At 51.0% G+C, this 23,401-nt stretch carries 27 protein-coding genes and 1 tRNA gene; 9 read left to right on the plus strand and 19 right to left on the minus strand.

Annotated features, from left to right (window positions below):
- Positions 1-229 precede the first annotated feature (229 nt).
- From FH755_RS11390 to FH755_RS11420, 7 genes are all read left to right on the plus strand, one after another.
- A complete protein-coding gene (locus tag FH755_RS11390; RefSeq protein WP_292441241.1) occupies positions 230-610 on the plus strand; it encodes an STAS/SEC14 domain-containing protein in 381 nt (126 codons plus the stop codon).
- A 15-nt stretch (positions 611-625) separates the two neighbouring features.
- Positions 626-1,240 carry an NAD(P)H:quinone oxidoreductase gene (gene wrbA / locus FH755_RS11395; RefSeq protein WP_292441242.1) on the plus strand — a complete coding sequence of 205 codons (615 nt, stop codon included), beginning with the start codon at positions 626-628 and terminating at the stop codon, positions 1,238-1,240.
- 173 nt (positions 1,241-1,413) lie between these two features.
- Entirely contained in the window at positions 1,414-1,851 is a 438-nt protein-coding gene (locus FH755_RS11400; RefSeq protein WP_292441243.1) for a phosphate-starvation-inducible PsiE family protein, read from the plus strand.
- A gap of 115 nt (positions 1,852-1,966) precedes the next feature.
- Positions 1,967-2,043, plus strand: a tRNA-Pro gene (locus FH755_RS11405).
- Between the two features lie 199 nt (positions 2,044-2,242).
- Positions 2,243-2,869: an isochorismate family cysteine hydrolase YcaC gene (gene ycaC, locus FH755_RS11410; RefSeq protein ID WP_292441244.1), complete on the plus strand. Its 627-nt coding sequence runs from the start codon at positions 2,243-2,245 to the stop codon at positions 2,867-2,869.
- A gap of 12 nt (positions 2,870-2,881) precedes the next feature.
- Positions 2,882-3,640: a subclass B1 metallo-beta-lactamase gene (gene bla, locus FH755_RS11415; RefSeq protein ID WP_292441245.1), complete on the plus strand. Its 759-nt coding sequence runs from the start codon at positions 2,882-2,884 to the stop codon at positions 3,638-3,640.
- The gene (locus FH755_RS11420) at positions 3,637-4,080 is read left to right on the plus strand and encodes a hypothetical protein (protein ID WP_292441246.1); all 444 of its coding nucleotides are present in this window, start codon (positions 3,637-3,639) and stop codon (positions 4,078-4,080) included. Before bla ends, FH755_RS11420 begins: the two co-directional genes overlap by 4 nt.
- A gap of 4 nt (positions 4,081-4,084) precedes the next feature.
- On the opposite strand, the gene pagP is transcribed toward FH755_RS11420, so the two are convergent.
- Positions 4,085-4,669 carry a lipid IV(A) palmitoyltransferase PagP gene (pagP, locus tag FH755_RS11425; protein ID WP_292441247.1) on the minus strand — a complete coding sequence of 195 codons (585 nt, stop codon included), beginning with the start codon at positions 4,667-4,669 and terminating at the stop codon, positions 4,085-4,087.
- Positions 4,670-4,807: 138 nt separating this feature from the next.
- Here pagP and FH755_RS11430 point away from each other — a divergent pair, with 138 nt between their 5' ends.
- Positions 4,808-5,317, plus strand: coding sequence for a hypothetical protein (locus FH755_RS11430; RefSeq protein ID WP_292441248.1), 510 nt, complete (start codon positions 4,808-4,810; stop codon positions 5,315-5,317).
- Positions 5,318-5,351: 34 nt separating this feature from the next.
- On the opposite strand, the gene FH755_RS11435 is transcribed toward FH755_RS11430, so the two are convergent.
- The 10 genes from FH755_RS11435 to rluD all read right to left on the minus strand — a co-directional run bounded on the left by FH755_RS11435 (position 5,352) and on the right by rluD (position 16,336).
- Complete coding sequence (locus FH755_RS11435; RefSeq protein ID WP_292441249.1) at positions 5,352-6,872, minus strand: sulfotransferase; 1,521 nt, start codon at positions 6,870-6,872, stop codon at positions 5,352-5,354.
- Positions 6,872-7,099 carry a hypothetical protein gene (locus FH755_RS11440; protein ID WP_292441250.1) on the minus strand — a complete coding sequence of 76 codons (228 nt, stop codon included), beginning with the start codon at positions 7,097-7,099 and terminating at the stop codon, positions 6,872-6,874. The genes FH755_RS11435 and FH755_RS11440 overlap by 1 nt, the downstream gene beginning before the upstream one ends.
- An 18-nt stretch (positions 7,100-7,117) precedes the next feature.
- The gene (locus tag FH755_RS11445) at positions 7,118-8,455 is read right to left on the minus strand and encodes an arylsulfotransferase family protein (RefSeq protein WP_292441251.1); all 1,338 of its coding nucleotides are present in this window, start codon (positions 8,453-8,455) and stop codon (positions 7,118-7,120) included.
- Between the two features lie 253 nt (positions 8,456-8,708).
- Complete coding sequence (mdoH, locus tag FH755_RS11450) at positions 8,709-10,823, minus strand: glucans biosynthesis glucosyltransferase MdoH (protein WP_292441252.1); 2,115 nt, start codon at positions 10,821-10,823, stop codon at positions 8,709-8,711.
- Complete coding sequence (locus FH755_RS11455) at positions 10,820-12,337, minus strand: glucan biosynthesis protein G (protein ID WP_292441253.1); 1,518 nt, start codon at positions 12,335-12,337, stop codon at positions 10,820-10,822. The genes mdoH and FH755_RS11455 overlap by 4 nt, the downstream gene beginning before the upstream one ends.
- 359 nt (positions 12,338-12,696) lie before the next feature.
- The gene (locus FH755_RS11460; protein WP_292441254.1) at positions 12,697-14,070 is read right to left on the minus strand and encodes a PFL family protein; all 1,374 of its coding nucleotides are present in this window, start codon (positions 14,068-14,070) and stop codon (positions 12,697-12,699) included.
- A gap of 23 nt (positions 14,071-14,093) precedes the next feature.
- Positions 14,094-14,660, minus strand: a complete 567-nt coding sequence (locus FH755_RS11465) for an ACT domain-containing protein (RefSeq protein ID WP_292441255.1) — start codon at positions 14,658-14,660, stop codon at positions 14,094-14,096.
- 74 nt (positions 14,661-14,734) lie between these two features.
- A complete protein-coding gene (locus FH755_RS11470; RefSeq protein ID WP_292441256.1) occupies positions 14,735-14,893 on the minus strand; it encodes a YqaE/Pmp3 family membrane protein in 159 nt (52 codons plus the stop codon).
- 22 nt (positions 14,894-14,915) lie between these two features.
- Complete coding sequence (locus FH755_RS11475; RefSeq protein WP_292441257.1) at positions 14,916-15,374, minus strand: DUF4112 domain-containing protein; 459 nt, start codon at positions 15,372-15,374, stop codon at positions 14,916-14,918.
- A complete protein-coding gene (gene rluD, locus FH755_RS11480) occupies positions 15,371-16,336 on the minus strand; it encodes a 23S rRNA pseudouridine(1911/1915/1917) synthase RluD (RefSeq protein WP_292441258.1) in 966 nt (321 codons plus the stop codon). Before rluD ends, FH755_RS11475 begins: the two co-directional genes overlap by 4 nt.
- A gap of 86 nt (positions 16,337-16,422) precedes the next feature.
- Between rluD and FH755_RS11485 the strand changes: the two genes are divergently transcribed.
- Positions 16,423-16,719, plus strand: a complete 297-nt coding sequence (locus FH755_RS11485) for a c-type cytochrome (protein ID WP_292441259.1) — start codon at positions 16,423-16,425, stop codon at positions 16,717-16,719.
- Positions 16,720-16,821: 102 nt separating this feature from the next.
- Here the strand turns inward: FH755_RS11485 and mutM are convergent, their stop codons facing one another.
- The 8 genes from mutM to rpmB all read right to left on the minus strand — a co-directional run bounded on the left by mutM (position 16,822) and on the right by rpmB (position 23,304).
- A complete protein-coding gene (gene mutM, locus FH755_RS11490) occupies positions 16,822-17,640 on the minus strand; it encodes a bifunctional DNA-formamidopyrimidine glycosylase/DNA-(apurinic or apyrimidinic site) lyase (RefSeq protein WP_292441260.1) in 819 nt (272 codons plus the stop codon).
- A gap of 3 nt (positions 17,641-17,643) precedes the next feature.
- Complete coding sequence (locus FH755_RS11495) at positions 17,644-18,513, minus strand: DUF4340 domain-containing protein (protein ID WP_292441261.1); 870 nt, start codon at positions 18,511-18,513, stop codon at positions 17,644-17,646.
- Positions 18,510-19,883, minus strand: a complete 1,374-nt coding sequence (locus tag FH755_RS11500; protein WP_292441262.1) for a GldG family protein — start codon at positions 19,881-19,883, stop codon at positions 18,510-18,512. Before FH755_RS11500 ends, FH755_RS11495 begins: the two co-directional genes overlap by 4 nt.
- A gap of 12 nt (positions 19,884-19,895) precedes the next feature.
- Positions 19,896-20,639, minus strand: coding sequence for an ABC transporter permease subunit (locus FH755_RS11505; RefSeq protein ID WP_292441263.1), 744 nt, complete (start codon positions 20,637-20,639; stop codon positions 19,896-19,898).
- Positions 20,632-21,570, minus strand: coding sequence for an ABC transporter ATP-binding protein (locus FH755_RS11510; RefSeq protein ID WP_292441264.1), 939 nt, complete (start codon positions 21,568-21,570; stop codon positions 20,632-20,634). The genes FH755_RS11505 and FH755_RS11510 overlap by 8 nt, the downstream gene beginning before the upstream one ends.
- Before the next feature lie 4 nt (positions 21,571-21,574).
- Positions 21,575-22,801, minus strand: a complete 1,227-nt coding sequence (locus FH755_RS11515) for an HDOD domain-containing protein (protein WP_292441265.1) — start codon at positions 22,799-22,801, stop codon at positions 21,575-21,577.
- Positions 22,802-22,901: 100 nt separating this feature from the next.
- A complete protein-coding gene (gene rpmG, locus FH755_RS11520; protein WP_266236702.1) occupies positions 22,902-23,057 on the minus strand; it encodes a 50S ribosomal protein L33 in 156 nt (51 codons plus the stop codon).
- A gap of 10 nt (positions 23,058-23,067) precedes the next feature.
- On the minus strand, positions 23,068-23,304 hold the full coding sequence (rpmB, locus tag FH755_RS11525) for a 50S ribosomal protein L28 (protein ID WP_292441266.1): 237 nt from the start codon (positions 23,302-23,304) through the stop codon (positions 23,068-23,070).
- Positions 23,305-23,401: the final 97 nt, after the last annotated feature.

Genomic DNA, 23,401 nt, shown 5'->3' on the forward strand with positions numbered 1-23,401 from the left:
AGCGTACAATGTCTTTAGGCCGCACCTGAGCTTGAATATGAAAACACCTCAAGAAGTGCATAATAAAGCCAGCGACATAATACCGCTGGCTGTGATGAATACTGTCAACGTATTTTAGGACGGGACATCTCTTGCATGCTGAACTTCATTTTGCTGATCCAATTGGAACCAAGCGCGCTGTCAGGGACCTTATCTAGTATGTAAGGTCTGGGTTCATGGAGCTTGCAATATGGAACTGAAACGACATGGTTTGAGCATCGGCCTGGAGCATTCAGGCGAAAAGTTTTTCCTGTCGCTGAAAGTCAGCGGCAAGCTGACACATGAAGATTATCAGAGCATGATGCCGATGCTGGATGCGGCACTGGCCGAGATTCGAGCCCCTAAGGTCAATGCTTTTATTGATGCAGTAGAACTGGAAGGCTGGGAAGCCAGGGCTGTCTGGGATGACTTCAGGCTGGCACTGAAACACGGCAATGAGTTCGAAAAAGTTGCCATTTACGGCTATAAGAAGTGGCAGGCAGTAATCGCCAGACTGAGTAGCTGGTTTATTTCCGGTGAAATCAGGTTCTTTGATGATCCCAAAAGCGCTTTACAGTGGTTAAACCAATAATCAGACGGAGGTCGCATGACTAGAGTACTTGTGGTTTATTACAGTATGTACGGACACGTGGAAACGATGGCTAAAGCAGTCGCAGCAGGCGCTGGAAAGGTTGATGGTACCGAGGTGACCCTCAAGCGTGTTCCCGAATTAATGTCTCAAGAACAGGCTGAAAACGCCGGTGCCAAACTGGATCAGGATGCACCTGTCGCTACCCCGGATGAACTTGCTGATTATGATGCTATTATCTTTGGCACCCCCACCCGCTATGGCAATATGTGCGCTCAGATGCGTCAGTTTCTGGATCAGACCGGTGGACTATGGGCCAAAGGCAAACTGATAGGCAAGGTCGGTAGCGTATTCACATCCACCGGCAGTCAGCATGGTGGTCAGGAAACCACGCTCACCTCATTCCATACCAATCTGTTTCATTTCGGTATGGTGGTGGTCGGGGTGCCTTATTCGGTCTCTGAATTGACGAATATGGATGAGATTACCGGCGGCACGCCTTATGGGGCCAGTACAATTGCCGGCGGTGACGGTAGCCGGCGACCTTCAGAAAATGAACTGGCCATTGCCCGTTTTCAGGGCGAGCATGTAGCGAAAGTGGCCAGAAAGATGACGGCCGGAGGCCTGGACTAGGTCAGGCCTCCGTTAACGGTTCATATGGGCTACAGATTCAGTCTCACAATGCTGTGATATTAAGGCCGGTTTAGGTTTATCCGGCCTTTTTTATTTTTATCCTTCTGTACTTGAAATTCAGCTTCAGCGCACTATTTTTTGATGGCATCAAGCTTGTTCATGAGAGGTGCACTATGTTGAAGAAGCTACTGCCGGAACAGTGGGCAATCATGACGTTCTATCAGCGGTTTGAGACGATCATGGCTTTGGTCCTTACCTGTATCGTGACCTTTGTTGTTCTGGTCGCTATGTATCGTTTAACGGTAGACGTAATATCGGAACTCATACTTAAAGCCCATAACCCGCTACAGTATGTTGTTTTCCAAAGAGTGTTCGGTGAAATTATGACCGTTCTGATTGCGCTGGAATTCAATCACACACTTCAATATGTAGTCACCCGGCAACAGAGTATTATTCAAACTAAGGTTATTATTCTGATTGCATTACTTGCAGTGTCGAGAAAGTTTATTATTCTGGATATACACAAGACTGAATATCAATTGCTGGTTGCACTGGGCGTGGTCACGATAGCCCTGGGCGTCGTTTACTGGCTACTAAATGTCAAGAGATGAGCAGTTTGATTCTGTATCTTTATATGCGAGTAGATGTAACAGACAGCATGACATGATCATTCTGCCACCTCAGCAGTTCCCTAATTGGGAAAGTGTTTTTATAATGCCATGAAGACGGAGTGTAGCTCAGCCTGGTAGAGCACTGCCTTCGGGAGGCAGGGGTCGGAGGTTCGAATCCTCTCACTCCGACCAGATATGTCCATTCGTTTATCCCCCCATCCACAATCACCTATGTCGCTGATATTGTTTTTCCTGTACCGGCTGAACGGGCATTTTTCTGCTGTTAAATCATTCCGGGTCTTGTTATAAATAAAGGGCGGAACACGGATTCTCCGGAACGTATTGTCTGTTTCTGGAACAGACTTTTATTCATTGGTAGAGGAGTGCTGCAATGAATCCCGATTTTCAGTATCACCGTCTGGATAAGGATCAGGTGGCTTGTCTGCTGGTTGATCACCAGTCCGGTCTGACCAATCTGGTACATGATTTCTCGCCGGATGATTTCAAAAACAATGTGCTGGCCCTGGCTGACTGCGCCAAATACTTCAAGCTGCCGACGATTCTCACCACCAGTTTTGAAGACGGCCCCAACGGACCGCTGGTGCCGGAACTCAAAGCGTTGTTTCCCGATGCGCCTTATATCGCGCGGCCCGGTAATATCAACGCCTGGGATAATGAAGATTTTGTCAATGCAGTGAAAGCGACCGGTAAAAAGCAGTTACTGATAGCGGGTATCGTCACCGAAGTTTGTGTCGCTTTCCCGGCCTTGTCGGCACTGCAAGAGGGCTACGAGGTCTTTGTTGTCACCGATGCCTCTGGTACCTTCAACAAGACCACCCGTGATGCGGCCTGGATGCGGATGTCACAGGCAGGCGCTCAGATGATGACCTGGTTCGGCGCCGCCTGCGAACTGCACCGTGACTGGCGTAATGATGTGGAAGGGCTTGGCACATTATTTTCCAATCATCTGCCAAATTACCGTTGTTTGATGACCAGTTACAACGCGACACAAAAATAGGAGGGATTCAGCTTGGCAACACGCCTGTTACTGTTCGTTATGGCATTGATGTTGTCTGTCTCGATTGCTGCAGACAATAAGCATCCGGGTATTAGCGACGTGGCGCCGGGTGAAGTCGCGCTGAAACAAATTCATCCCGATGTCTGGATACATATCTCGACCTGGGTGTTTGAAAATGGTATGCGTTATCCTTCCAATGGATTGATTGTCCGTCAGGACAGGGCACTATTCCTGATCGACCCCGCCTGGGGTGAAAAAGCCACAGAGTCTCTGCTGAAAGCCATTGATGAACAGATCGGTCTGCCGGTGAGATGGGCGATATCAACGCATTTTCATGATGACCGGGTGGCCGGCGATCAAGTGCTCAAAGCCCATGGCATCAAAGTCTACGCTACCGAGTTAACACGCGAACTGGCGGCAGCGGCAGATAATACCGTGCCCGAAGCCATTTTGACCGGACTCGATAATGCAGGTGATGCAGTATCGATAGGGCCACTGGAAGTGTTTTACCCCGGGGCAGGCCATACCCGGGATAATCTGGTAGTTTACCTGCCGGATGCGGATATCCTGTTTGGCGGCTGTGCGATCCATGAGGCAGGGCGGGACACTGCCGGTAATACTATCGATGCCGATCTGGCAGCATGGCCGACCTCACTGCAAAGAATGCAGGCACGTTATCCGCAAGTCAGGATAGTGATTCCCGGCCATGGTGTGCCCGGTGATAGTCAGCTGCTGAGCCACTCCATTGCCCTGGTCAGGCAGGCAGAATGAGGTCTGAACCCATCATGTCATTTGAAAATAAGCTTTGGTATTATCAGCTGACAGTCGTTTTCAGCGTTCTCTTCGCACTGCTGGGCTTCTCCTATAACGTCTGGCGCATGGAGGTGTCTGAGCAAAACAACAATATCCGTACTGCCAGTTTTGAAATTCTGATTAACCTGGCTTCGCTGGAACAGATTATCTACACGGCACATTACGATGATGATTTTCAGGCAGGCAGTCCCCGGAAGGGCTGGGTCTTAGTCGGGTTAATCAGTGACCTGAGCACACTGACCGACACAGACGTTGCTGAGAAAGCCGATAAGCTCAAGCTTCAGTGGGCGGCAGGCTGGGATCAGGTAGGTCATGAGCAGGCTGCTGTCGATGACATGAGCAAGGCGATTGATGAAGTCAGAATAGCACTCAAGCAATTACTGGCATCGCTTGATTAGTGAATCAGTCAAATTGCCAGCGTAACCAGCCGAGAAAGACATTCCCCTTATTACGCAGCCCGGGAACAAAGGTAGCCTGGAAGGTCAGTTTCTTGTATCCCACTGATCCCAGCGGCAGCACATAAGGAACTGGCACATAGTTCCAGTTATCGCGCATGGTCAACCCGGCGTTGAGACCCAGACCGAGCCTGAAATCCGGATTCTGTTCCAGCGGATGCCAGATTTTTTCGTAGCCGTAGCCTGCTACAGGTTCCCATTCATCCTGTGAGTCTCTGAACACCATCAGGTAGAGTCCATGCCAGTCACCGTCAGCATCATAACGGGTGAGTCCGTAGCCAGCCCCCCATGCTTGCTCATTGTATTGCCTGCGGCGATCACTGTCCCAGGCAAAAGGCACATGCCAGCTGAATAACGGGATGTAGAGTTCACGCTGGGTGGGAGATTGCCAGGTCTTGCTGCTGTTGGTTTTGAGCCGATCCCAGAGCACGATGGGGAGGGGCTCATCAGTTGCTGTGTTATCGGCGGTTTCCCCGGCATAAACGGGGAGAACCATCAGTAATAACATCAATGCCGGTTTGCTGATTTGCATAGCCTCTCCTGCGGATGTGACTATCTGAATTGATATTACGTCAGAAACTATGTGAATTAAAGCGCGTCATAAATTTGAATCCGGATAGCGGCTCAATCTGTTTAAACTACAACTGCCATAAATATAAGGAGAAGCGGTATGCTCAATCAGGCCTTCAATCAGTCTGTTAATTCAGTAAAGTGGTTGACCTTACTCATGTTGACCGGCTTTTTAAGTCTTGGTACGACAGTTTCAGCTGAAGGGGATTTAACCCGTCAGGAGCCGATAACGGTCGAAGTGCAGCTTGGTGTCGGGAATGAACACCGCTTCTCACCCAGCCATCTGGAGTTTGAAACAGGCAAGCTTTACAAACTGGTGCTAATCAACAATAGCCAGGTTAAACACTATTTCACTTCCTTTGGTCTGGCGAAACGGGTCTTTTCCCGAAAGGTTCAGGTCATGCAGGAAACGCAGGGCGAATTCAGCCGTACAGCTGAAATCAAAGGTGATATCAGTGAGATCGAGGTTTTTCCCGGACAGCGTGTTGAATGGTGGTTTGTGCCGGTGCAGACCGGTGAGCTTGATGACTTACACTGCCATGTTGATGATGAGGCTGCCAATATGACCCATGCCGAACTGGGCATGACCGGCACTATAAGCATCAAATAAGCGGGTGATATCCACTCGCAGTTTTCATTGTCACTCAATTGGTTACACGGCCGGTCTCAGTGATATTCAAGCGGCTTCTGGCTTTAAGTTGCTCGTGGAGCTCATGAGCCTGTTCTGAATAGTGGGACTGTATGGTGCTATCAAAGTGACTGCGTTGAGACTTTATCTGCAGTCTGTCATGTTGGCCGATAAGTCTCTCCGGCTCGGTTAACTGAAGGAATCCAGCCAGCTGGCACAGGGTTTGTTGAGGTTCACGACAAAGCGCATCATAGTCGACAAAAATGATATTGGCATCCGGCTTCGCTAATAAGTGACGATACGCGGCAATCCAGTAAGCGATCCAGAAGTTGATATCCGTCGCTGGTGGAAGTGCCTTATCATCCAGCCAGTTATCAAAGTTCACCGGCCGCAGATTGGCACCGAAATCAAAGTGACCGATAGCTGCCATATAATGACGGGCAAAAGGATCAGACTCATGAATGGCTAAAAAGCGCAGATGCTGACGCAGTAATGACTCGGCGTGATGCAGCGGATGTCTGAAGGGGATGACAATTTTAGCGGTGGGCAGCTGGCTCAACAGCCAGTCGATGCGCGCGATATTGAGATTGTTTTTCGACACATAGCGTCTGGCTGTTGTCCTTGTCTGTATATGACTGAGATAGACAACTTTCCGCATATGGTTGCGAAAAAACTTCAGAAAATCAGGGTGCTCCGATAGCTGCCAGGGACTGATCCGGTGTTTATCATAGGGTCTGTCCCAGTGCGCCATCCAAAGCATTTCTTCAAATGCCTCCGGGCTGTCCTCATTGACCAGCATGCCATCGCCATGCGCCCGCTCACGGTACTCGCCGGTTGTCTGCATGCGTTTTGTGAGACGCTGCCATAGCACTGGTGTAAAAACAAACGGCATGTAACGATAGCTGTGTGTCGCAAACTCACCTGTTGCGAAACACAATTCCAACAACAGGGTGGTACCTGCGCGTGGCAAGGATGTGATGAAGACCGGATCTTGGTCAGCATCCGCATCGGTGTGTTTGAGATATACAGCATCTTCGAGGTCTGCCAGGGCCAGTTGTACGGGAACACTGGCAAAAGCCAGGTTATGCAGAATTCGTGTGCTGCCGGAATAGCGGTTCTCAAACGCTGTGGCTTCGTTATGGTGTCCACGCTGACGCTGAAAAGATCGCCAGAATACGCCTAGCGTGACGATGGTGGCGACCAGGAGAAACGGCCACGAAGAGGCTGTCCGAAGTGTCGCCTCCAGCGATATCAGATCGACGATATCCAGCCCCCACAGGATGACAAGCGGCAGACCGGCAGCCATGATGCTGCCCAGCATCAGCGCAGCGATCGCTTTCAACAGATTGAGGCTATGCGCACGCAGGTTCTTTTCTTTTTCCTCATCATCAATGTCACGGCGACTGATTTCAAACAGTGACAATCGGGAGGCAGTCAGCGTATCTCTTGCCTGTTCCATCAGATTGAGTAGTTTGAACAGAATCAGAAAGCCGGCAACGAGAAAAGAAGCGCCTGCGAGCTCTGTCAGCATGACCATTATGAAGTCTTATCCGAGCTGTCAGTTTCGCGACGTCGCGACTGCCATTTTTTACGTAAGCGTTTGATGGGATACCACAAAAAGCCGAAAAAGATAACAATCACGACAGCAATCACGGCAATAATGGCCCCAATCGCAGTGAGTCCGCCCCCCGGACCGATATAGGCATAGGCCGGCTGAAGCAGATTGCATAACAATAATATAAAAACAGAGAAGGCTCTAATCATGGTCGGATACCATTTTGGTTAGTTCGAAGAAGCGGTTTCAGGCGAGCTTGCTGATTTTTCGTGCCTTTCCAGTTGCCTGAAAAAGTCAGGCGAAAAATGGGCTGGAAGCCTCTGAGCGGTCTCGACGAAGCCGACTACGCCATCCCTGACAATATTGTTGTACTCCCAAATGATTTCGCCATCAGGCGTGACTTCAATGACTCTCCCATTGCGGGAGTCAGCAATCAGAATATTGCCGTTTTTCTGCCACTCATGTTTACCCAGCAGAAATGAGAAAAAGGGCTCTTTCTCATTGCCGGTGTAGGCGACTGATATCTCACCGCTGGGCGCATCCAGAAGCAAAATTCTGCTCTGAACGCCGGATTCTGCCGGTGCGGAGTCATTATTGTCATAAATAGAAATGGTATTGCCATCAACAAAATCGGGATCATGCTGACGTACGAATGGACCGATAGAGATGAATTTCTTTTTCCAGCTGTTTTTATCGAATACCAGTACGGTATTGATATTGCGCATTGAAAGCATGATGTCACCAGGCTTGAAAAAACCGGGCTCCATGTCTTCAGGGAACAGTTCAATATCATTCAGGTGCAGCGTGTCGCCCTGTGATTCCGGATGCAGATCCAGAGAGGAGAGATAAAGCAGGCCCTGGAGCTCGTTTTTCTGGAACAGGGTATGTAACGAGATTTCCTGAAGAATACTGCCATTATCGGGATCTACTTCAAGAATAGTGAATTCATCGAAATTGGGCTTGTAAAACGGTAGATCCTTAATGGGTTTTTCATGGGTAATCATTCCCGGCACCCAGAGATGGCCGTCCCCGGACTGGTAAAGCGAATGATGGGTGCGATAAGGGAGACGCCAGATAACCTCGCTGTTTGCATCTACACGCACCAAGCCCAGTCCATCATAATTGAAGACGAGACTGCCATCCTTCATCAGCACCATGCCATGAATATGGCTACCGGGTGGTTCCTTTGGGTTGAGGTATTCAGGCAGGTGGCTGGCATCGGGCCAGATATCAAACCAGTCCAGAGACCAGTGATGAATCACCTTACCATCAGCATTAATCACCTCTGCGATGAGTTTGTCATCATTGCCCACGCGGCTTATTAAAGTAAGGCCCGGCGCCATTTTGTCCGGGTTGTTGTTGATTATTTTCCGGGTTTTGTCCGTTTCCCAGTACTGAAATGGCAAATCGTCATCTGCCAGGCTGAGGGCCTCTTTCAGTCCGTTTTGCAGGAAATAGACAAAGTCTGCCGGAAACAGGTGATGACGATGACTGAAAAAGCCATAGCCATAAACAAGGAGAATCAATGAAATGAGAAAAAGCGCCTTGGCTATTTTTTCAGACATGGCTTTTTCCTGATAGCGGGGATGGCGCCAGCACAACCAGGCACCATGACGGTGTATTGATGAGATTCGATGATTTCATTCATAGCCCTTGAGTGACTGTCTGAAAAGCACTTTAGATCAGCTGGTTTTCAACTTGTGTGATTCAAAGCCAGTTTTTTCGGAAAAATTGATAGTCCGGGCGCCGGCCCAACTTTATTCCAGCACGGATTCAACAGAGCAGGGGAATGGCCGATATTTTCAAAGTAACAACAGACTAACTAAGCTCAACCAGGCCATTTTCACGCAATTTCTGAATATGTGAATGTTGCGACAGCAAGGCCAGCATCTCCGGCGGGTCCAGCCATGCCTGCAATTCCTGTAAAGTCGCAGCCTGCTCCAGCTTCCATTTTGCTGTGACAGTGGGGGCATGGAATTCCCCTGGACTATACGCATCCAGTAAAGGCAACTGTGCCAGATGCCAGCAAAACAGCGGCTGATTGTTGTTGAGAAACTGGAGTGGGGCGTCAACCGGTAACATGGGCCGTAAATTCTGCGTATTGTCTCTGAAGCTTTTCAGAATCTCAGCGGGATGTTTTTCCTCCGGTGACCGGAAAAGTCCCAGCCAGTTGAAAATACGGCCCCTTTTTTCGCCACCGCTGAGCCATGACAGGGGGATAGACAGCATCAGACAGCCCGCGATCGGCAATAGCCACAAGAACAGTTCCAGACTGATCAGGTAGGCAATGCCGCCCAGCACGATGCCAAACAGGGTATGACCGCGATGCGCCTGGTAGGCCTGCTGAAGAGATAAAGCGCCATCATCGCGTGATTGTGGATTCCAGCCACTGTCCTTGCCCCGTAATATTTTATATACCACATTGCACTGGGCCAGCATCAGCGTGGGCGCATACAGCGCGGACAGCAACATCTCCGATAAGGTACTGCCGGTCAGTAAAACCGGACCACCGAAATGTTTGCAACGCCTGAAATTAACCATCGCACTGAACCAGCCAAAAATTTTGGGTGCCAGCAACACAAACATGGAGATCACAAACAGCCTGAGGGCCCGTTCTGCGTCGAAAACCGGCCAGGTCGGGAACAAAGAAGGATCGGAAAAATATTCAGGCCTGACAAACTGCGCCTGAACCGCGATAGCCAGCCCGGTGATGATCAGGGCCAGCCAGAACACCGCACTCAGATAAGACATGATGCCCGACAGAATATGAATTCGGGTGGGCATGACCAGATCATGTGCCAGCAACAGGCGGCTGTGTTGCAGGTTGCCCTGACACCAGCGGCGGTCGCGTGTCAGCACGTCTACCAGAGAAGGTGGGGCTTCCTCATAGGAGCAACGGATATCGGTATCAAACCTGACTCCCCAGCCGCGCCGTCTGAGCATGGCGGCTTCGATAAAATCGTGACTGAGAATATGTCCCCCAAACGGCGGGCTCCCGGGCAGAATCGGCAAATTGCATGCCTCTGCAAAGGCCCGGGTGCGGATGATGGCATTATGACCCCAGAAATTTGAAGACAGACCATGCCAGGCTGATAAACCTGCAGCATAGATCGGGCCGTAGCAATGATTGGCGAATTGTTGCAGTCGTCCATAGAGACTGCGGGCATTGACGATGGTCGGCAGTGTCTGAATAAGGCCGACTTCAGGCGCTGCGGCAAGTCGGCGTGACAGACTTATCATGCTGTCTGCACTCATGATGCTGTCTGCATCCAGCACGATCATGGCTTCGTAGTCAGCGCCCCAGTTCGTTACCCAGTCAGCGATATTGCCGGCTTTACGTTCTTTATTGCTGGCACGTCTGCGGTAATACACCGGGCAGGCGTGTTGATCATTATCAAACAGTTCCAGCAGGGCCTGCTCTTCTGCCAGCCAGGCTTCCGCCTGATTGGTATCACTGAGGATAAAAAAAGCATATTTCCCCGGCGCTTTAATAAGCAGTTCCTGCCGCATGGTTTTAATCGCGGCAGCAATCCGTGCCGGCTCTTCTTTGTAGATGGGCACGAGAATGGCCGTTTTGAAAGGCGCTTCAGCGGCTTCAGGGACTCTCAGAATTCTGGGTTTCAGGGTCAGAAGAAAACCCAGAAAAGCCTGTGAGAAGGCAAAAGATATCCAGGTAAAGTTTATGCTGAAAAGTGTCAGAAACAGCCACTGCAACAGGGTGACTGTAGTCGTGCTCAGTACACTGTACATCTCGCTGATGCCGAATGCCGACAAAGCGACGGTTGTCACTGTGATAAATAGCCGTGCCAGAAAGGTGGTCAGCGGGTAAAAAAACTGCCGCTGATGCCTTTTGAGCGTGAAGCCTTTTTCGTTGACCCGATGGCGGGGCATATCCAGCGGGGCAAGCTCTGGTAGTGCGCGCTCTGCTTTCATAGTCCATCCGCAAATAAAGTGGGTTTAATCCAACGATAAAGCCAGGTTTCAGTCAGTACTTGCTGATTTTTTTTGAGCTGGACACGAAATTCAATCGTACTGGCATCCTGCTCATCAAATGTCAGAAATACCCGCGCTCCACCGGTTTCGGGATTATGTTGAATACGGGATGCCAGTAAATGGCCCTGATCCAGCGTGGCATTGACGCTAATGTTTTTAATGTCTTCCGCTTCGATATGACTGTAATCAATGACGATTTCCCGCTGATTATCCTGCAGCCTGAGTCCACTGGCGCTTCTGATGACTTGAGTCTGATTAGATTGCGAGCCGGGTTTGTCGGGCCAGGTCAAACGATAGGAATAACGGTACTTCTGGCCTTTTTTGAGGGTTTCAGCCGGGCGCCAGTAGGCCACGATATTATCGTTTGCCTCATTTTCAGACGGAATTTCCACCAGTTGAAGCTGGCCCTTTCCCCAGTCTCCAAGGGGCTTAACCCATAGCGAAGGCCGTTTGTGATACATCGCTTCCAGGTCCTGGTAATGGTGAAAGTTCCTGGAACGTTGAATCAGTCCGAAGCCTCTGGGGTCCTCATCGATAAAGGCACTAATCTGCAGTGTGTTGGGGTTGCTGAGCGGACGCCAGACGCGCTCTTCATTGCCTCTGATAATCGCGAGCCCTTCCGAATCATGGACCGCAGGCCGGTAGTCAGGCTTATCGGCGGACTGCATGTCTCCATGCATGAACATTGAGGTCAGTGGGGCAATGCCCACATGATCGAGATCGCGGCGGGGAAACAGAATGACATTCACATCCATCCTGGTTGGGTCGTCAGGATATATACCGAAGCGATAGGCACCGGTAACGCCGGGACTGTCGAGCAGCGCATGAACCACAATCGCTTTCTGTTTCTCGCCGGGCCGCTCTACCCAGAATCGTCGGAAGATGGGATGTTCCTCGCCCTGAGATTCAGCCACGTCGATGGCGAGGCCGCGTGCGGATAGCCCGTATTGTTGATCTTTGGACACAGCCCGGAAGTAACTTGCGCCCTGAAAGACCAGGAATTCATCTTTGTAATCAGCATTGTTGAGCGGGTAATGCAAACGAATCCCGGCATATTTACCGATATCTGCCAGTATCTTTGCCATCGACTCGCGCGGCACGCTGAAAGAGGCTTCGTTGAGCCCCACCGAGTAAGCCATGCCATCCTCAACAATATCGACATCGATAAGATGTTCATACAAATAGCCGGGGGCGAATAACTGTATTGAAAATAGCGTGGGGCTGTTTCCCCAAATGGCTGCCCGCTGCTGAAAATTGATTTTACGGTATTCAGCGTAACTCAGACTGGTGAGTGATTCGGGCGCTTTCCCGGGCGCCTCAAAGGCTTTTTCAGACAAGGCTCTGGCAAGTTCAATGACAGTCTGATGGGTGAATGGCGTGCCCGTTTGTATATCCGTCAATTGCGGTTTGGCTTGACTGATAGATAGACCTGATACCAGCAATAGTCCAGTCATTAGCAGAGCAGTAATGTAATGTTTTGGGGGCTGTTGCGTAGTGCCGTTGATTAACACGCGGGTCAATTCTCCCTGTTGAAGTTAAGGGGGATTCGTTCATCTGGAGCACGATGACTTTAGAGAGCGGGACTAATATTCCATATCAATAAACACGCTTCAATCGAGACGGCTATCAATATTGGATTATTGTGATGCATCCAGCATTAAAACACTGGATTCAGGGACTTTCAGGGGATTGGTGTGCCTTACCCTCAATGGATATTGACACTGAGTATGAGGAAAAATTCAGAATATTCGCAACCCCTAATCATAGGGGAGGGGAGCAGCTCACATCAGGCCAGGGTGAGCTGCAGTGATCTTTAATTAACCAGGCTTTGAATCGGTGCCGGGATCCGACCGCCAAGACGAACAAAGCGGTTTTCCTGATCGCCCAGGTTAACGGCCATTACCGGGCCTTCTCCCAATAAGCCACCAAAAACAACATGGTCACCGGCTTTTTTGCCCGGTGCGGGGATAAGGCGGGCCGCTGTAGTCTTCTTGTTAATCACACCGATAGCCATTTCATCGGCAATAACGGCAGACAGCATTTCAGCGGAGGTATCGCCGGGGAGGGCGATCATATCCAGGCCAACAGAGCAGACCGCGGTCATGGCTTCCAGTTTTTCCAGTCGCAGCGTGCCTTCGGCGGCTGAGCGGGCAATGGTCAGATCTTCACAGACCGGAATAAAGGCGCCACTGAGACCACCCACATGAGAGCTGGCAAAGGCACCGCCCTTTTTCACGGCATCATTGAGCATGGCGAGAAACGCGGTACTGCCCGGCGCACCGATCGCCGGCAGGCCGATGGTTTCGAAAATTTCACCGACACTGTCATTTTCGTTGGGTGTTGGGGCCAGCGACAAATCAACGATCCCGAAAGGCAGTCCCAGGATTTCTGCGACTTCACGGCCGACCAGTTCACCGGCACGGGTGAGGCGGGCGGCGGTTTGTTTGATGACATCGGCAGCCCGGCTCAGATCAAGGTTTTCCTCTTCTGCCATCGCGCGATGCAGCGCGGCTTTGACTACACCGGGCCCGCTGACACCGACACTGACCACTGCGTCAGCCTCGCCAATGCCGAGATAAGCGCCGGCCATAAACGGCACATCCTGTGGAATATTGGCAAACACCACCAGTTTGGCAGCAGCCAGACCATCATCGTCAGCGGTCATCTCAGCAGCTTGTTTGATTATCACCCCCATGCGCTTGATGGCATCCATGTTGAGTCCGGCGCGGGTGCTGGCGACATTGACTGAGGAACAGACCCGCTGGCTTTCGGTGAGGGCTTGCGGAATGGCCTGAATCAGCGCCTGATCGCCCCGACTCATGCCTTTCTCAACCAGTGCACTGAAGCCACCGACAAAATCGACACCGAGCTCGATCGCGGCTTTATCCAGGGTCAGGGCAATCTCCACCATCTGGTCGGCATTGAAAGGCGCCCCAACCACCCCGATAGGGCTCACCGAAATACGCTTGTTGGCCACTTCGATACCGTAGCGGCGTTCAATCTGTTTGCAGGTCACCACCAGTTGTCCCGCAGTGCGGGTGATCTTGTCATAAATCTTGCGTTTGAATGTCTCAATATCGTCACTCACGCAGTCGGTTAAATTGATACCGACCGTGACGGTACGGAGATCCAGGTTTTCCTCGCGGACCATTTGCAGGGTGGAAATAATCTCTTTTGGCGTAAGCATGCTTTGTCCTGGATTAACGGCGGTTAGTTAAGGATATTACTGACGGATTCGAAAATCTTGCGATGCTGGACGCTGATTTCCAGATTCAGCCTGGCGGCAATGGCATCTAAGGCATCGCGCAGATCGTTCATGACGGTAGCACGAGGCACATCCACTTCAAACACCATCAGATTGTCCATCGGGTTTTTACCGCCTTTGAAAATGGCCTGAATATTGGTGATATTGACACCGTGCTTGAACAATTCGCCAGCGATTTCGGCCACTAGTCCCTGGCGGTCGGGTCCAATTGCGGTCACGATGTAGGGCTGGGTTTCACGTTTGTTGCTATACCAGTCTGAGGCTTCAGCCTGCCAGGGGTGAACACGAATATACAAATTCATTCCCTGACTCTGTTCCTGCAGTGATTGTTGCAGTTTTTCGGCGCTGTCATCCTCGGCCAGACTGACCAACAAAAGCGCCCCGAAAGCATTATCCAGCAGTGTCTGGCTCAGGTTTTCGATGTTGCCATTATGCTGTTTGATCACCGTGGCGACTTTGGCCATGATGCCGGGCTGATCACTGCCCAGAACGGAAATTAAAACTTTATTCATTACTGATTTTCCAAAGGCCTAAAGTTCAGGAAACAGGACCGTCAAGGGATAGAGACGGGTACAAAATACCAGGTTCAGCGTTTGGCAATAATCCAGACTGCATGCACAATTCCCGGAATATAACCCAGCAGGGTTAACAGAATATTGAGCCAGAAGGCGCCGCCCAGGCCGACTTGCAGAAATACGCCCAGCGGGGGCAGCAGGATGGCGATAAGAACGCGAATTAAGTCCATAAAATTCTCCTGTTTGACGAGTTTAGTAGCTCTGGATGCGCGACCATACAAGACCGAGTAGCCAGCCGATTAATATCACGGACAGTGCCAGAATAAAAACAATAGCCAGAATAAAAGCCAGATTTTCCAGCATAGAGCGGCGAACCGTCTGCTCCGGTGCCTGCTCATAATGTGTCAGCAGCTCGCTGTTCTTCTGATTCGCTTTCCAGATAAAATCAAATAAATCACCGACGACAGGCAGACTGCCCACTCCTGTATCAATCAGGACGTTAATCACCATTCTGAACAACACCATGCGTGGTACACCCAGTTGATTGGCTTTGATCACGATAAGTGATGCCAAAAGGCCACTGAAAAAGTCGCCCAGGCCCGGAATCAGGCCGATAAACCCGTCCAGTCCTATACGATATCCACCCGGAAGGGTGATGCTGTTGTCGAGCAGCCAGCTCAGTTTTTCATGAAAGCGGCGCTGTGCTGTCATTCCTCATCCCGTGCGTCATCTTCAGCCAGCTCAGCCAGAATTTGCTGCATATCTTCCGGCAAATCCACCTGCCAGCTGACCTCTTCGCCGCTGGTCGGATGTTTGAAGCCTAACACACCGGCATGCAGTGCCTGTCGACGGAAACCCTGAATGGCTTCCCGACACTTTTCCGACATCCCCTTGGGAATTTTGAAGCGCCCCCCATAGACTGGATCTCCGAGTAAGGGGTGCCGGATATGCGCCATATGTACCCGTATCTGGTGAGTCCGGCCGGTTTCCAGTTTGCAGCGTATATAGGTATGAGCACGGAAGCGCTGTTCCACCCGGTAATGGGTCACGGCGGGTTTGCCTCCCTGGCTGATCGCCATACGTTTACGGTCGATATGGTGGCGACCGATAGGTTCATCGACAGTGCCGCCGGCGGTCATCACCCCGACGGCAATAGCCTGATACTCACGCACCACGGTACGGGCCTGCAACTGGGAGACCAGCGAATTATGCGCTTGCAGCGTTTTGGCAACCATCAGCAAACCTGTGGTGGCCTTGTCGATGCGGTGAACAATGCCGGCGCGGGGCAGGTTCGCAAGCTGCGGGGCATGGGAAAGCAGGGCATTGACCAGCGTGCCCTGCTGATTACCGGCACCGGGATGGACAACCATGCCAGCCGCTTTATTGAGAATGATGACGTCTTCATCCTCGTAAACAATATCCAGAGAAATGGGTTCAGCTTTCCAACTGTCATCCTGAATGGTCAGCGTCGTGTTGATGGTGACCTGCTCGCCACCGGAAACACTGTCCCTCGGGCGAGGTTGATGGTCATTGACGCTGACATCACCTGCTTTAATCCACTTTGTCAGCTGACCGCGGGAGAACTCTGGAAACATTCTGGCCAGGGCCTGGTCGAGGCGCATGCCGTTGAGCTCTTCTGGGATAATATCATCGAGTTGAATTTTTTCTGACATAAGTAGTTGGGTAAAAGGCCATTGGCAGGTGATTAAATGGCAATTATAACGTAGGCTAAGCTTAGAGTCTGAATTAGGAGAACAGGATGTCGCTTTCACGGCTGACACTGGCTGTTTTATTATTATTGGCTGGTTTTAATTTGCAGGCGGAAGGGCGCAACGCAGCCTTACTGGCTTCGAGCTGCGCTGCCTGTCACGGCACTCAGGGCCACAGTGTCGGCGGCACACCCAGCCTGGCCGGTCTCGATCGGCTGTATTTTATCGAGCAGATGCAACAGTTTCAGCGTGGAGAACGCCCTGCCACTGTGATGATGCAGCATGCCCGCGGCTACACTGAAGAAGAAATCCGCTTACTGGCAGATTATTTCGCTGCGCAGAAATAAGTAAGCTACAGATGACGCAGATTGTCCCCTTGTCTTTGATCACACGATTTTTTTATTTTTGGCAAATCCGCATCAATCTGTGCAATCTGCGGGTAGCGGGGCTCAACGCGGCTGGCAGTGTTTACAGTAGTAGGTTGCCCGTTGTGCCTGACGGATACATATAATCGGTTGCTGGCAGCTCAGACAGGGCTGATCCTGACGCCCATAAACATGCAGTTCCTGGGTGAAATAACCGGGCTTGCCATCACTTTTACGAAAGTCTCGCAGCGTCGTGCCACCGGCCAGTAAGGCTTTTTCCAGTACCAGTTTGATAGCATCCACCAGTTTCTGCATTTTGGCTTTACTGATTTTACCGGCCGCCATGGCCGGATGAATGCCGGCCAGAAACAGGGCTTCGTTGGCGTAGATATTCCCCACACCAACCACAATTTCGCCATTCATAATAAAGCTTTTGATATTGCTGCTGCGGCCTTTGGCCCGCTGGTACAGATAATCGCCGTCAAAAGCCTCTGATAAAGGTTCCGGGCCCAGATGACGGAGCAAGGGATGCTGATCAGTGTTGTCCTCTGCCCAGAGCACCGCACCGAAACGTCTGGGATCGGTAAAACGCAGCACTTTGCCGTTACTGAAAAAGATATCGACATGATCATGCTTGGCGATATTGTCGTCATTATCCAGCACCCGCAGCCGGCCGGACATGCCCAGATGAATAATCAAAGTGCCACGATCGCATTTCAATAACAGATACTTGGCACGGCGTGCGACCTGATGCACCTGCTGGCCGCTGACTAGTGCTTCCAGGCCGTCCGGCACCGGCCAGCGCAGACCGCGATGACGTACGGTCATTTTGTTGATGGTTTCACCCTCGACAAAGGGCTGGATACCACGTCGCGTGGTTTCGACTTCAGGTAATTCAGGCATGGTTTATTGTTTCGGGGGCAAGGGCAGTAACTGGCTCTGTAATGCCAGCGGGAAATCATACTGCAGACGCTGGGCAGGGTTGAGCAGATGTAATGTCTCTCCGCTCTGACGCAACACCAGTTGCATCGGTTTCGCTTTATCATCGAGCCAGATCTGGATTTGTGGTTCAGTCAGGGCATTGAGTTGGTCCTGATCGAGATAGCTTACCTGCATCGCATAGGCATGCTGCCAGCTGTCCACCAGGGTTTTGATGGTGTCGGCGCTGAGTTCGCCCGAATCACTTTGCCACTGTCCGTTCTGCAGCGTAAGAGTCATCGTGATGTCGGCGTTCGGACTGGCAGGTAAGCTCAGCCGGCTGATCCGGCTGGTTTCAGGAATCAGCCGATTATCAACGAAACTGCCGGCCGATGCAGTCAGCAATGGTGTGACGTCATCCTGTACCAGAAATATCATGCCCTGATGCAGCACATAACGGTTCTCGCTCAGTGATTCAACGCCGCCAAAGGCGAACTGTTCGCTGTTCATGCTCAAAATCACATCCGGGTTGCTGAGTCCAAACTGGTCCAGCGCAGCCTGATCCATTGGCTGAAATTCGCCATGAACAGGGGCTTTGAGCAGGCTCAGTAACAGGTTGATGCGGGTTGGATTGGCACGGGCATTAAACGGTTCGGTCAGCACCCACTGGCTTTGTTGACGCTCAAGCCGAAGATTAACTTTGCCATCGCGTTCGATCTGAATCAGCTCGACTGCTTCGGTATCGAGTGACGAGAGTGTCGAAGTTTGCTGTTCGGCAGGCTGCTCCCGCTGTGACAGCCACAGCAGGGCAATCACAATTGACAGTAAAACCAGGTTAGTCAGATAACTGCTTTTCATCGGCGTCGTCTCCGCCACCAGATAGCCAGGCCGGTCGCCAGTAGTAATAATGGTATCACCAGTAAGAAGCCAAAACCGATAATTATTGTCTGTGTCCGGCTCAGTTCAAGCTGCGTGCCGACACTAGTTTTAACCGGGATCTCAATCAGCTTGTCTTCGGCTGCCAGCCAATTGGCGAGCGCCATTGCCAAATCCAGGTTGGCCGCATTACCGATATAAGCATTAGAACTGAAATCACTGTCGCCAATCACAGCAACCCGCTGTTGTCTCTCACCATCATTCAACTGGCGGCTGAGCACATAGCCCAAAGAAACCGGTCCTGACACATCTGCACCGATATCATAGGCCTGTGATGCCAGGTTGTTTTGATTAATCGGTGTCGATTCTACCCAGGCGCCGGGCTGGCTACGCAGGAGGTTGAGATATTGCCAGTCACTGTCTTCCTCGATCCGATCAGTTTGTTGTATGGCAACAGCTTCAGCCAAAAGCGAGACACTGGCGACGGCCTGACCAATCGGATGATTGGCATAGTCACTGATGAGAACAAACCGCGGATCCTCGAGGCCCAGGCTGACAGAAGTCGGATCCATGACTGTACCGGGAATAAACTCGATGCCGAGCATTTCACTCAGAGGTGCTAATGACCCGGTTTGGTCCGGATCAGCGAGCCAGAGCAGGTTACCACCCTGACTCAGATAGTCTTTTACCAGCGCGACTTCACCCGGCAACCAGTCACGGGTGGGGCTGGCAATAACAACTGCCGCAGTATTAGAGGGTAGCTGAGGGGTGTCGATGAGATTCTGGGCCTGTAACTTAAAGCCCTGACTCTCCAACTGCCTGGCCCAGGTATCGAGACTGAAGTTATTTTTTTCAAACAGGCTGCGCTCGCCATGGCCTTCAATAAAAACCAGCCACTGTTGTTGCTGACGGGAGACACTGATCAAGGCATTGGTCAGTGATTGTTCGGATAAGTCCAGCACGTGCTGACTCTGTTCACCACGGCTGACAACCATTTCCCCCTGCTGCTGAATATTCAGCTCCCGAACCAGATCAGGAGAAAAGTTAGGGTCGACATAACTCACATCAATCTTATCGGTGTGTTGCTGATAGCGTTTGAGCAAGTCAACCACGGCCTGGCGGTATTGATACTCGGGGCTGACAAAAACCTGAATGCGGATATTGTCTTGCAGGCTGTCCAGTAACTGGAGGCTGCTCTCTGACAGCGTATGTCGGGCGTTAGCTGTCCAGTCGAATTGACGGTTGTGATCGACAGCCAGTTTCGAGAGCAGGATGATCACGGCGATCAGCAGCAGGTAAAACAGGGCCTGCTGCAGTCGGAATAAGCGTTGTATGCGTCGGGTAATTTTCATATCGGGCTAACGTCAGTCCAGTCGTTCTCTGTCCAATCGGCGAATCGTCAGCAGAATAAACGTCGCGATAACAATCAGATAAAAACTTAAGTCCTGCGTGTTGATTTGTCCTCTTGTCATGGGTTCAAAATGACTCAGCAATGACAGCCAGCTCAATACCGAAAAGTCCGCAGCGCTGCTGCCGGCCCAGTCGATGATCCAGAGCAGAAACAGCAGGGCAAAGGTACTCACTGCGGCAATGGTTGGCTGACGCGTCAGCGACGACATATAGAGGCCAATGGCGGTGAAGCTGGCAATCAGTAACACCAGCCCCAGCATGCCGGCACTGAGCTGATACCAGTCTAGATGGGTACCCAGGCTGAGCGATAAGGGCATCAGCATGGTCAGTAAGGCGATCAGCAGAAAAAAAGTGAGGTTACCCAGATATTTGCCCAGCACAATCTGAGTCATGCTCAGAGGCGCAGATGCCAGCAGCGGCAGGGTTTCATTGCGCCTCTCTTCTGCGATGGTGCGCATGGTCAGCAGCGGGGTAATCAGCAAAAGGATGATTGCGGCATTGCTGAGAAGCGGCATGGCGACCATTTCAGTGACACCGGGCGCTCCGGGTATCGCTGAAATACGGGCCTGAATGCTGCTGAAATAGTCGATATGAGTCAGAAACAGATAGGCGAGCAATAACTGCGTGAGCGCCAGCATAACCCAGGCCAGTGGTGACAGAAACAGGCGATGAAGTTCGTTGCGGGCGATATTAAACATCGGCTTCTTCTTTCTGAATGATCTTCATGAATACCTCTTCCAGTGAGCGCCGCTCGGGCATCAGCGTAGTCAGCCGCCAGTTATCACTGACAGCCCGGCTGAGCAGGGCCTGGGTCGGGTTATTATCGGGCCGGTAATGCAGACGGTGGCGCTGAAGGTTGATGGTCTCTACCGAACTGACGCCCTCGACCTGTTTAAGAAAGTCGGCAGCCAGGGGCTGTTCAAATTCAACCAGCAGGGTATGAGCCTGCATCTGCAGGCTAAGCTGGTCGATTGTATCGTTAAACAGCAGTTGGCCCTGGGAGATGATTTGCACCCGGTCACACAGCATCTGTACCTCGGGCAGGATATGCGTCGACAGGATAACGCTGTGCTCATCAGCAATCTCGCGGATTAACTGACGGATTTCGCGGATTTGGATGGGATCCAGCCCTGACGTCGGTTCATCCAGAATGACCACCGAGGGTGAGTGAATAATGGCCTGGGCAATGCCTACCCGTTGCTGAAAGCCTTTGGACAGGTTAGCGATGAGGCGGTGTGCTACTTCTGTCAGACCGCAGCGGGCCATGGCGGTATCAACAGCAGTTTGCTGTTGCCTGCTCTCAATCTGATTGAGGCGTGCGCAAAAACGCAGAAACTCTGTGACGGTAAGTTCTTTATACAAAGGCGGGGTCTCGGGCAGATAGCCGATCTGCGCCTTGGCGAGGCCAGGTTTATCCAGCAGATCGATGCCGTTGATAGTAATTTCGCCATAATCCGGTGCCAGATTGCCCGTCAGCATCCGCATCGTGGTCGATTTGCCGGCGCCATTAGGCCCCAGAAAACCGACGACCTCACCCTGATTGACACTGAAGCTGACATCATCAACGGCGGCTTTACCACCGAAATAGCGTGACAGTTGTGTGGCTTCCAGCAGTACCTTATTACTCATAGTGTCAGATGACTTCCCTCGTTTTCTGAGCCCACTCTACAGCCTGGATATATTGTTCGCTGAATGTTTCCAGCGAGACTGGCTGTTCGCTCATGTCGGGCCACAAGCCTTGTTCATAGCGCACCACATCCTGCAATAGTGCGCCGAGATCGCCTTCGTGGTGTTTCAATGCCTGTTTGCTCTCATCACTCAGAGGAAGTGGATCAATAATAGCTGCCATCGGCCGGTTCAGCATCGCGTCGATGGTTGAAAACAGCCCGACCATAAAGCCACTTTCTGCACTGCAATCATAGGCAGCCGACAAAGACTCACACATTTTGGCGCGAATCAGCGAGTAGTCAAGCAACTCTTTGGGGGTATAATCGATTTCGCTCATCACAATCAGTGTGGTCCAGGTTTTAATTGCCTTGAGACCCAGGATGACCAGCCCCTCGCGGATAGAGTTAATTTTACGTGGCAATGACAAAGCGGCCGAATTGAGCAGTCTCAGCAGTTTGTAGCTGAGGCCGGCATCTTTACTGATGAGTTCATCAATATCCTTGAACTCGACATCCGGCTGCTGCAGTTTCTGAATGATCTGCAACAGAACAAACTGGTTATCGGGGATGGGAGTGTCTTCAATCACATCGGGGCGGCAAAAAAAGAAACCCTGAAAATAATCAAATCCCAGGTCATAGCACAATTGGTAGTTTGTGAGTGTTTCGACTTTTTCAGCCAGGAGCTTGATGTCATATTGCCGCAGTTCACGTACATGCTCGCGCAGGCTGTCTTCATCCAGCATCAGTACGTCGACTTTGACTATTGAAGCCATTTCGATCAGCGGTTTTAGTGACTCGTGATAGACAAAGTCATCCAGGGCTATGGTGTAGCCCTGCTGTTTAAGCATTTTGATGCCTTGCAACAGCTCATGGTCTATCTCGATATCCTCCAGTACTTCCAGAACCACTTTGTTCTGTTTGGCAGGAATCGGTTCGTCATTAAGAATGAAAGAACGGGTCAGGTTGATAAAGGCAATGTTCTCACCGATAACACGATCAATACCCAGCTCCAGAAACGCATAATTAATGACCCGACTGGTGGCAACATCGGCTGAGAAATGGCTGAAATCTGCCTTTGGATGATGGCCGGCACCGCGAAAAAGCAATTCATAGCCATAGACCTGGTATTGACGATCAAAAATCGGCTGTCTGGCGATGACAACGGATGTTGCATTCTTGTTGGTATGGGCCATGTACTAGTTTTCCTGTCGTTTGCCAACATCTTAGCTCAACTGGCGCGCACAAAAAAACCCGCGTCAGCGGGCTTTTTGCTAAGCATTATACAAGTCGGAATTACTTGATTTTTGCTTCTTTGTACATCACATGCTTGCGTACAACGGGATCAAACTTTTTGATCTCCATTTTTTCTGGCATGGTGCGTTTGTTTTTGTCAGTGGTATAGAAGTGACCAGTACCAGCAGACGAAACGAGTCTGATTTTATCACGCATGTCTTATCTCCTAGATTTTTTCGCCGCGAGCACGCATTTCAGTCAGAACAACATCGATGCCTTTCTTGTCGATGATGCGCAGACCATGGTTGCTGACTCGCAGTTTTACCCAGCGGTTTTCAGACTCGACCCAAAAACGGTGAGATTGAAGGTTGGGTAAAAAACGACGTTTTGTTTTGTTGTGAGCGTGCGAAACGTTGTTACCGCTCATTGGGCGTTTGCCCGTTACCTGACATACTCTGGCCATTTTAGAACCTGCTCCTGATGAACTTTACTCTTCGCAGGGTTCCAACCAAGGCCCCTGCCTGCATCTATTAAAGCCGGACTTTATACCATATAAGCTT

Origin of the sequence: Methylophaga sp. (genome assembly GCF_009711715.1) — a bacterium.
GTDB lineage: Bacteria > Pseudomonadota > Gammaproteobacteria > Nitrosococcales > Methylophagaceae > Methylophaga.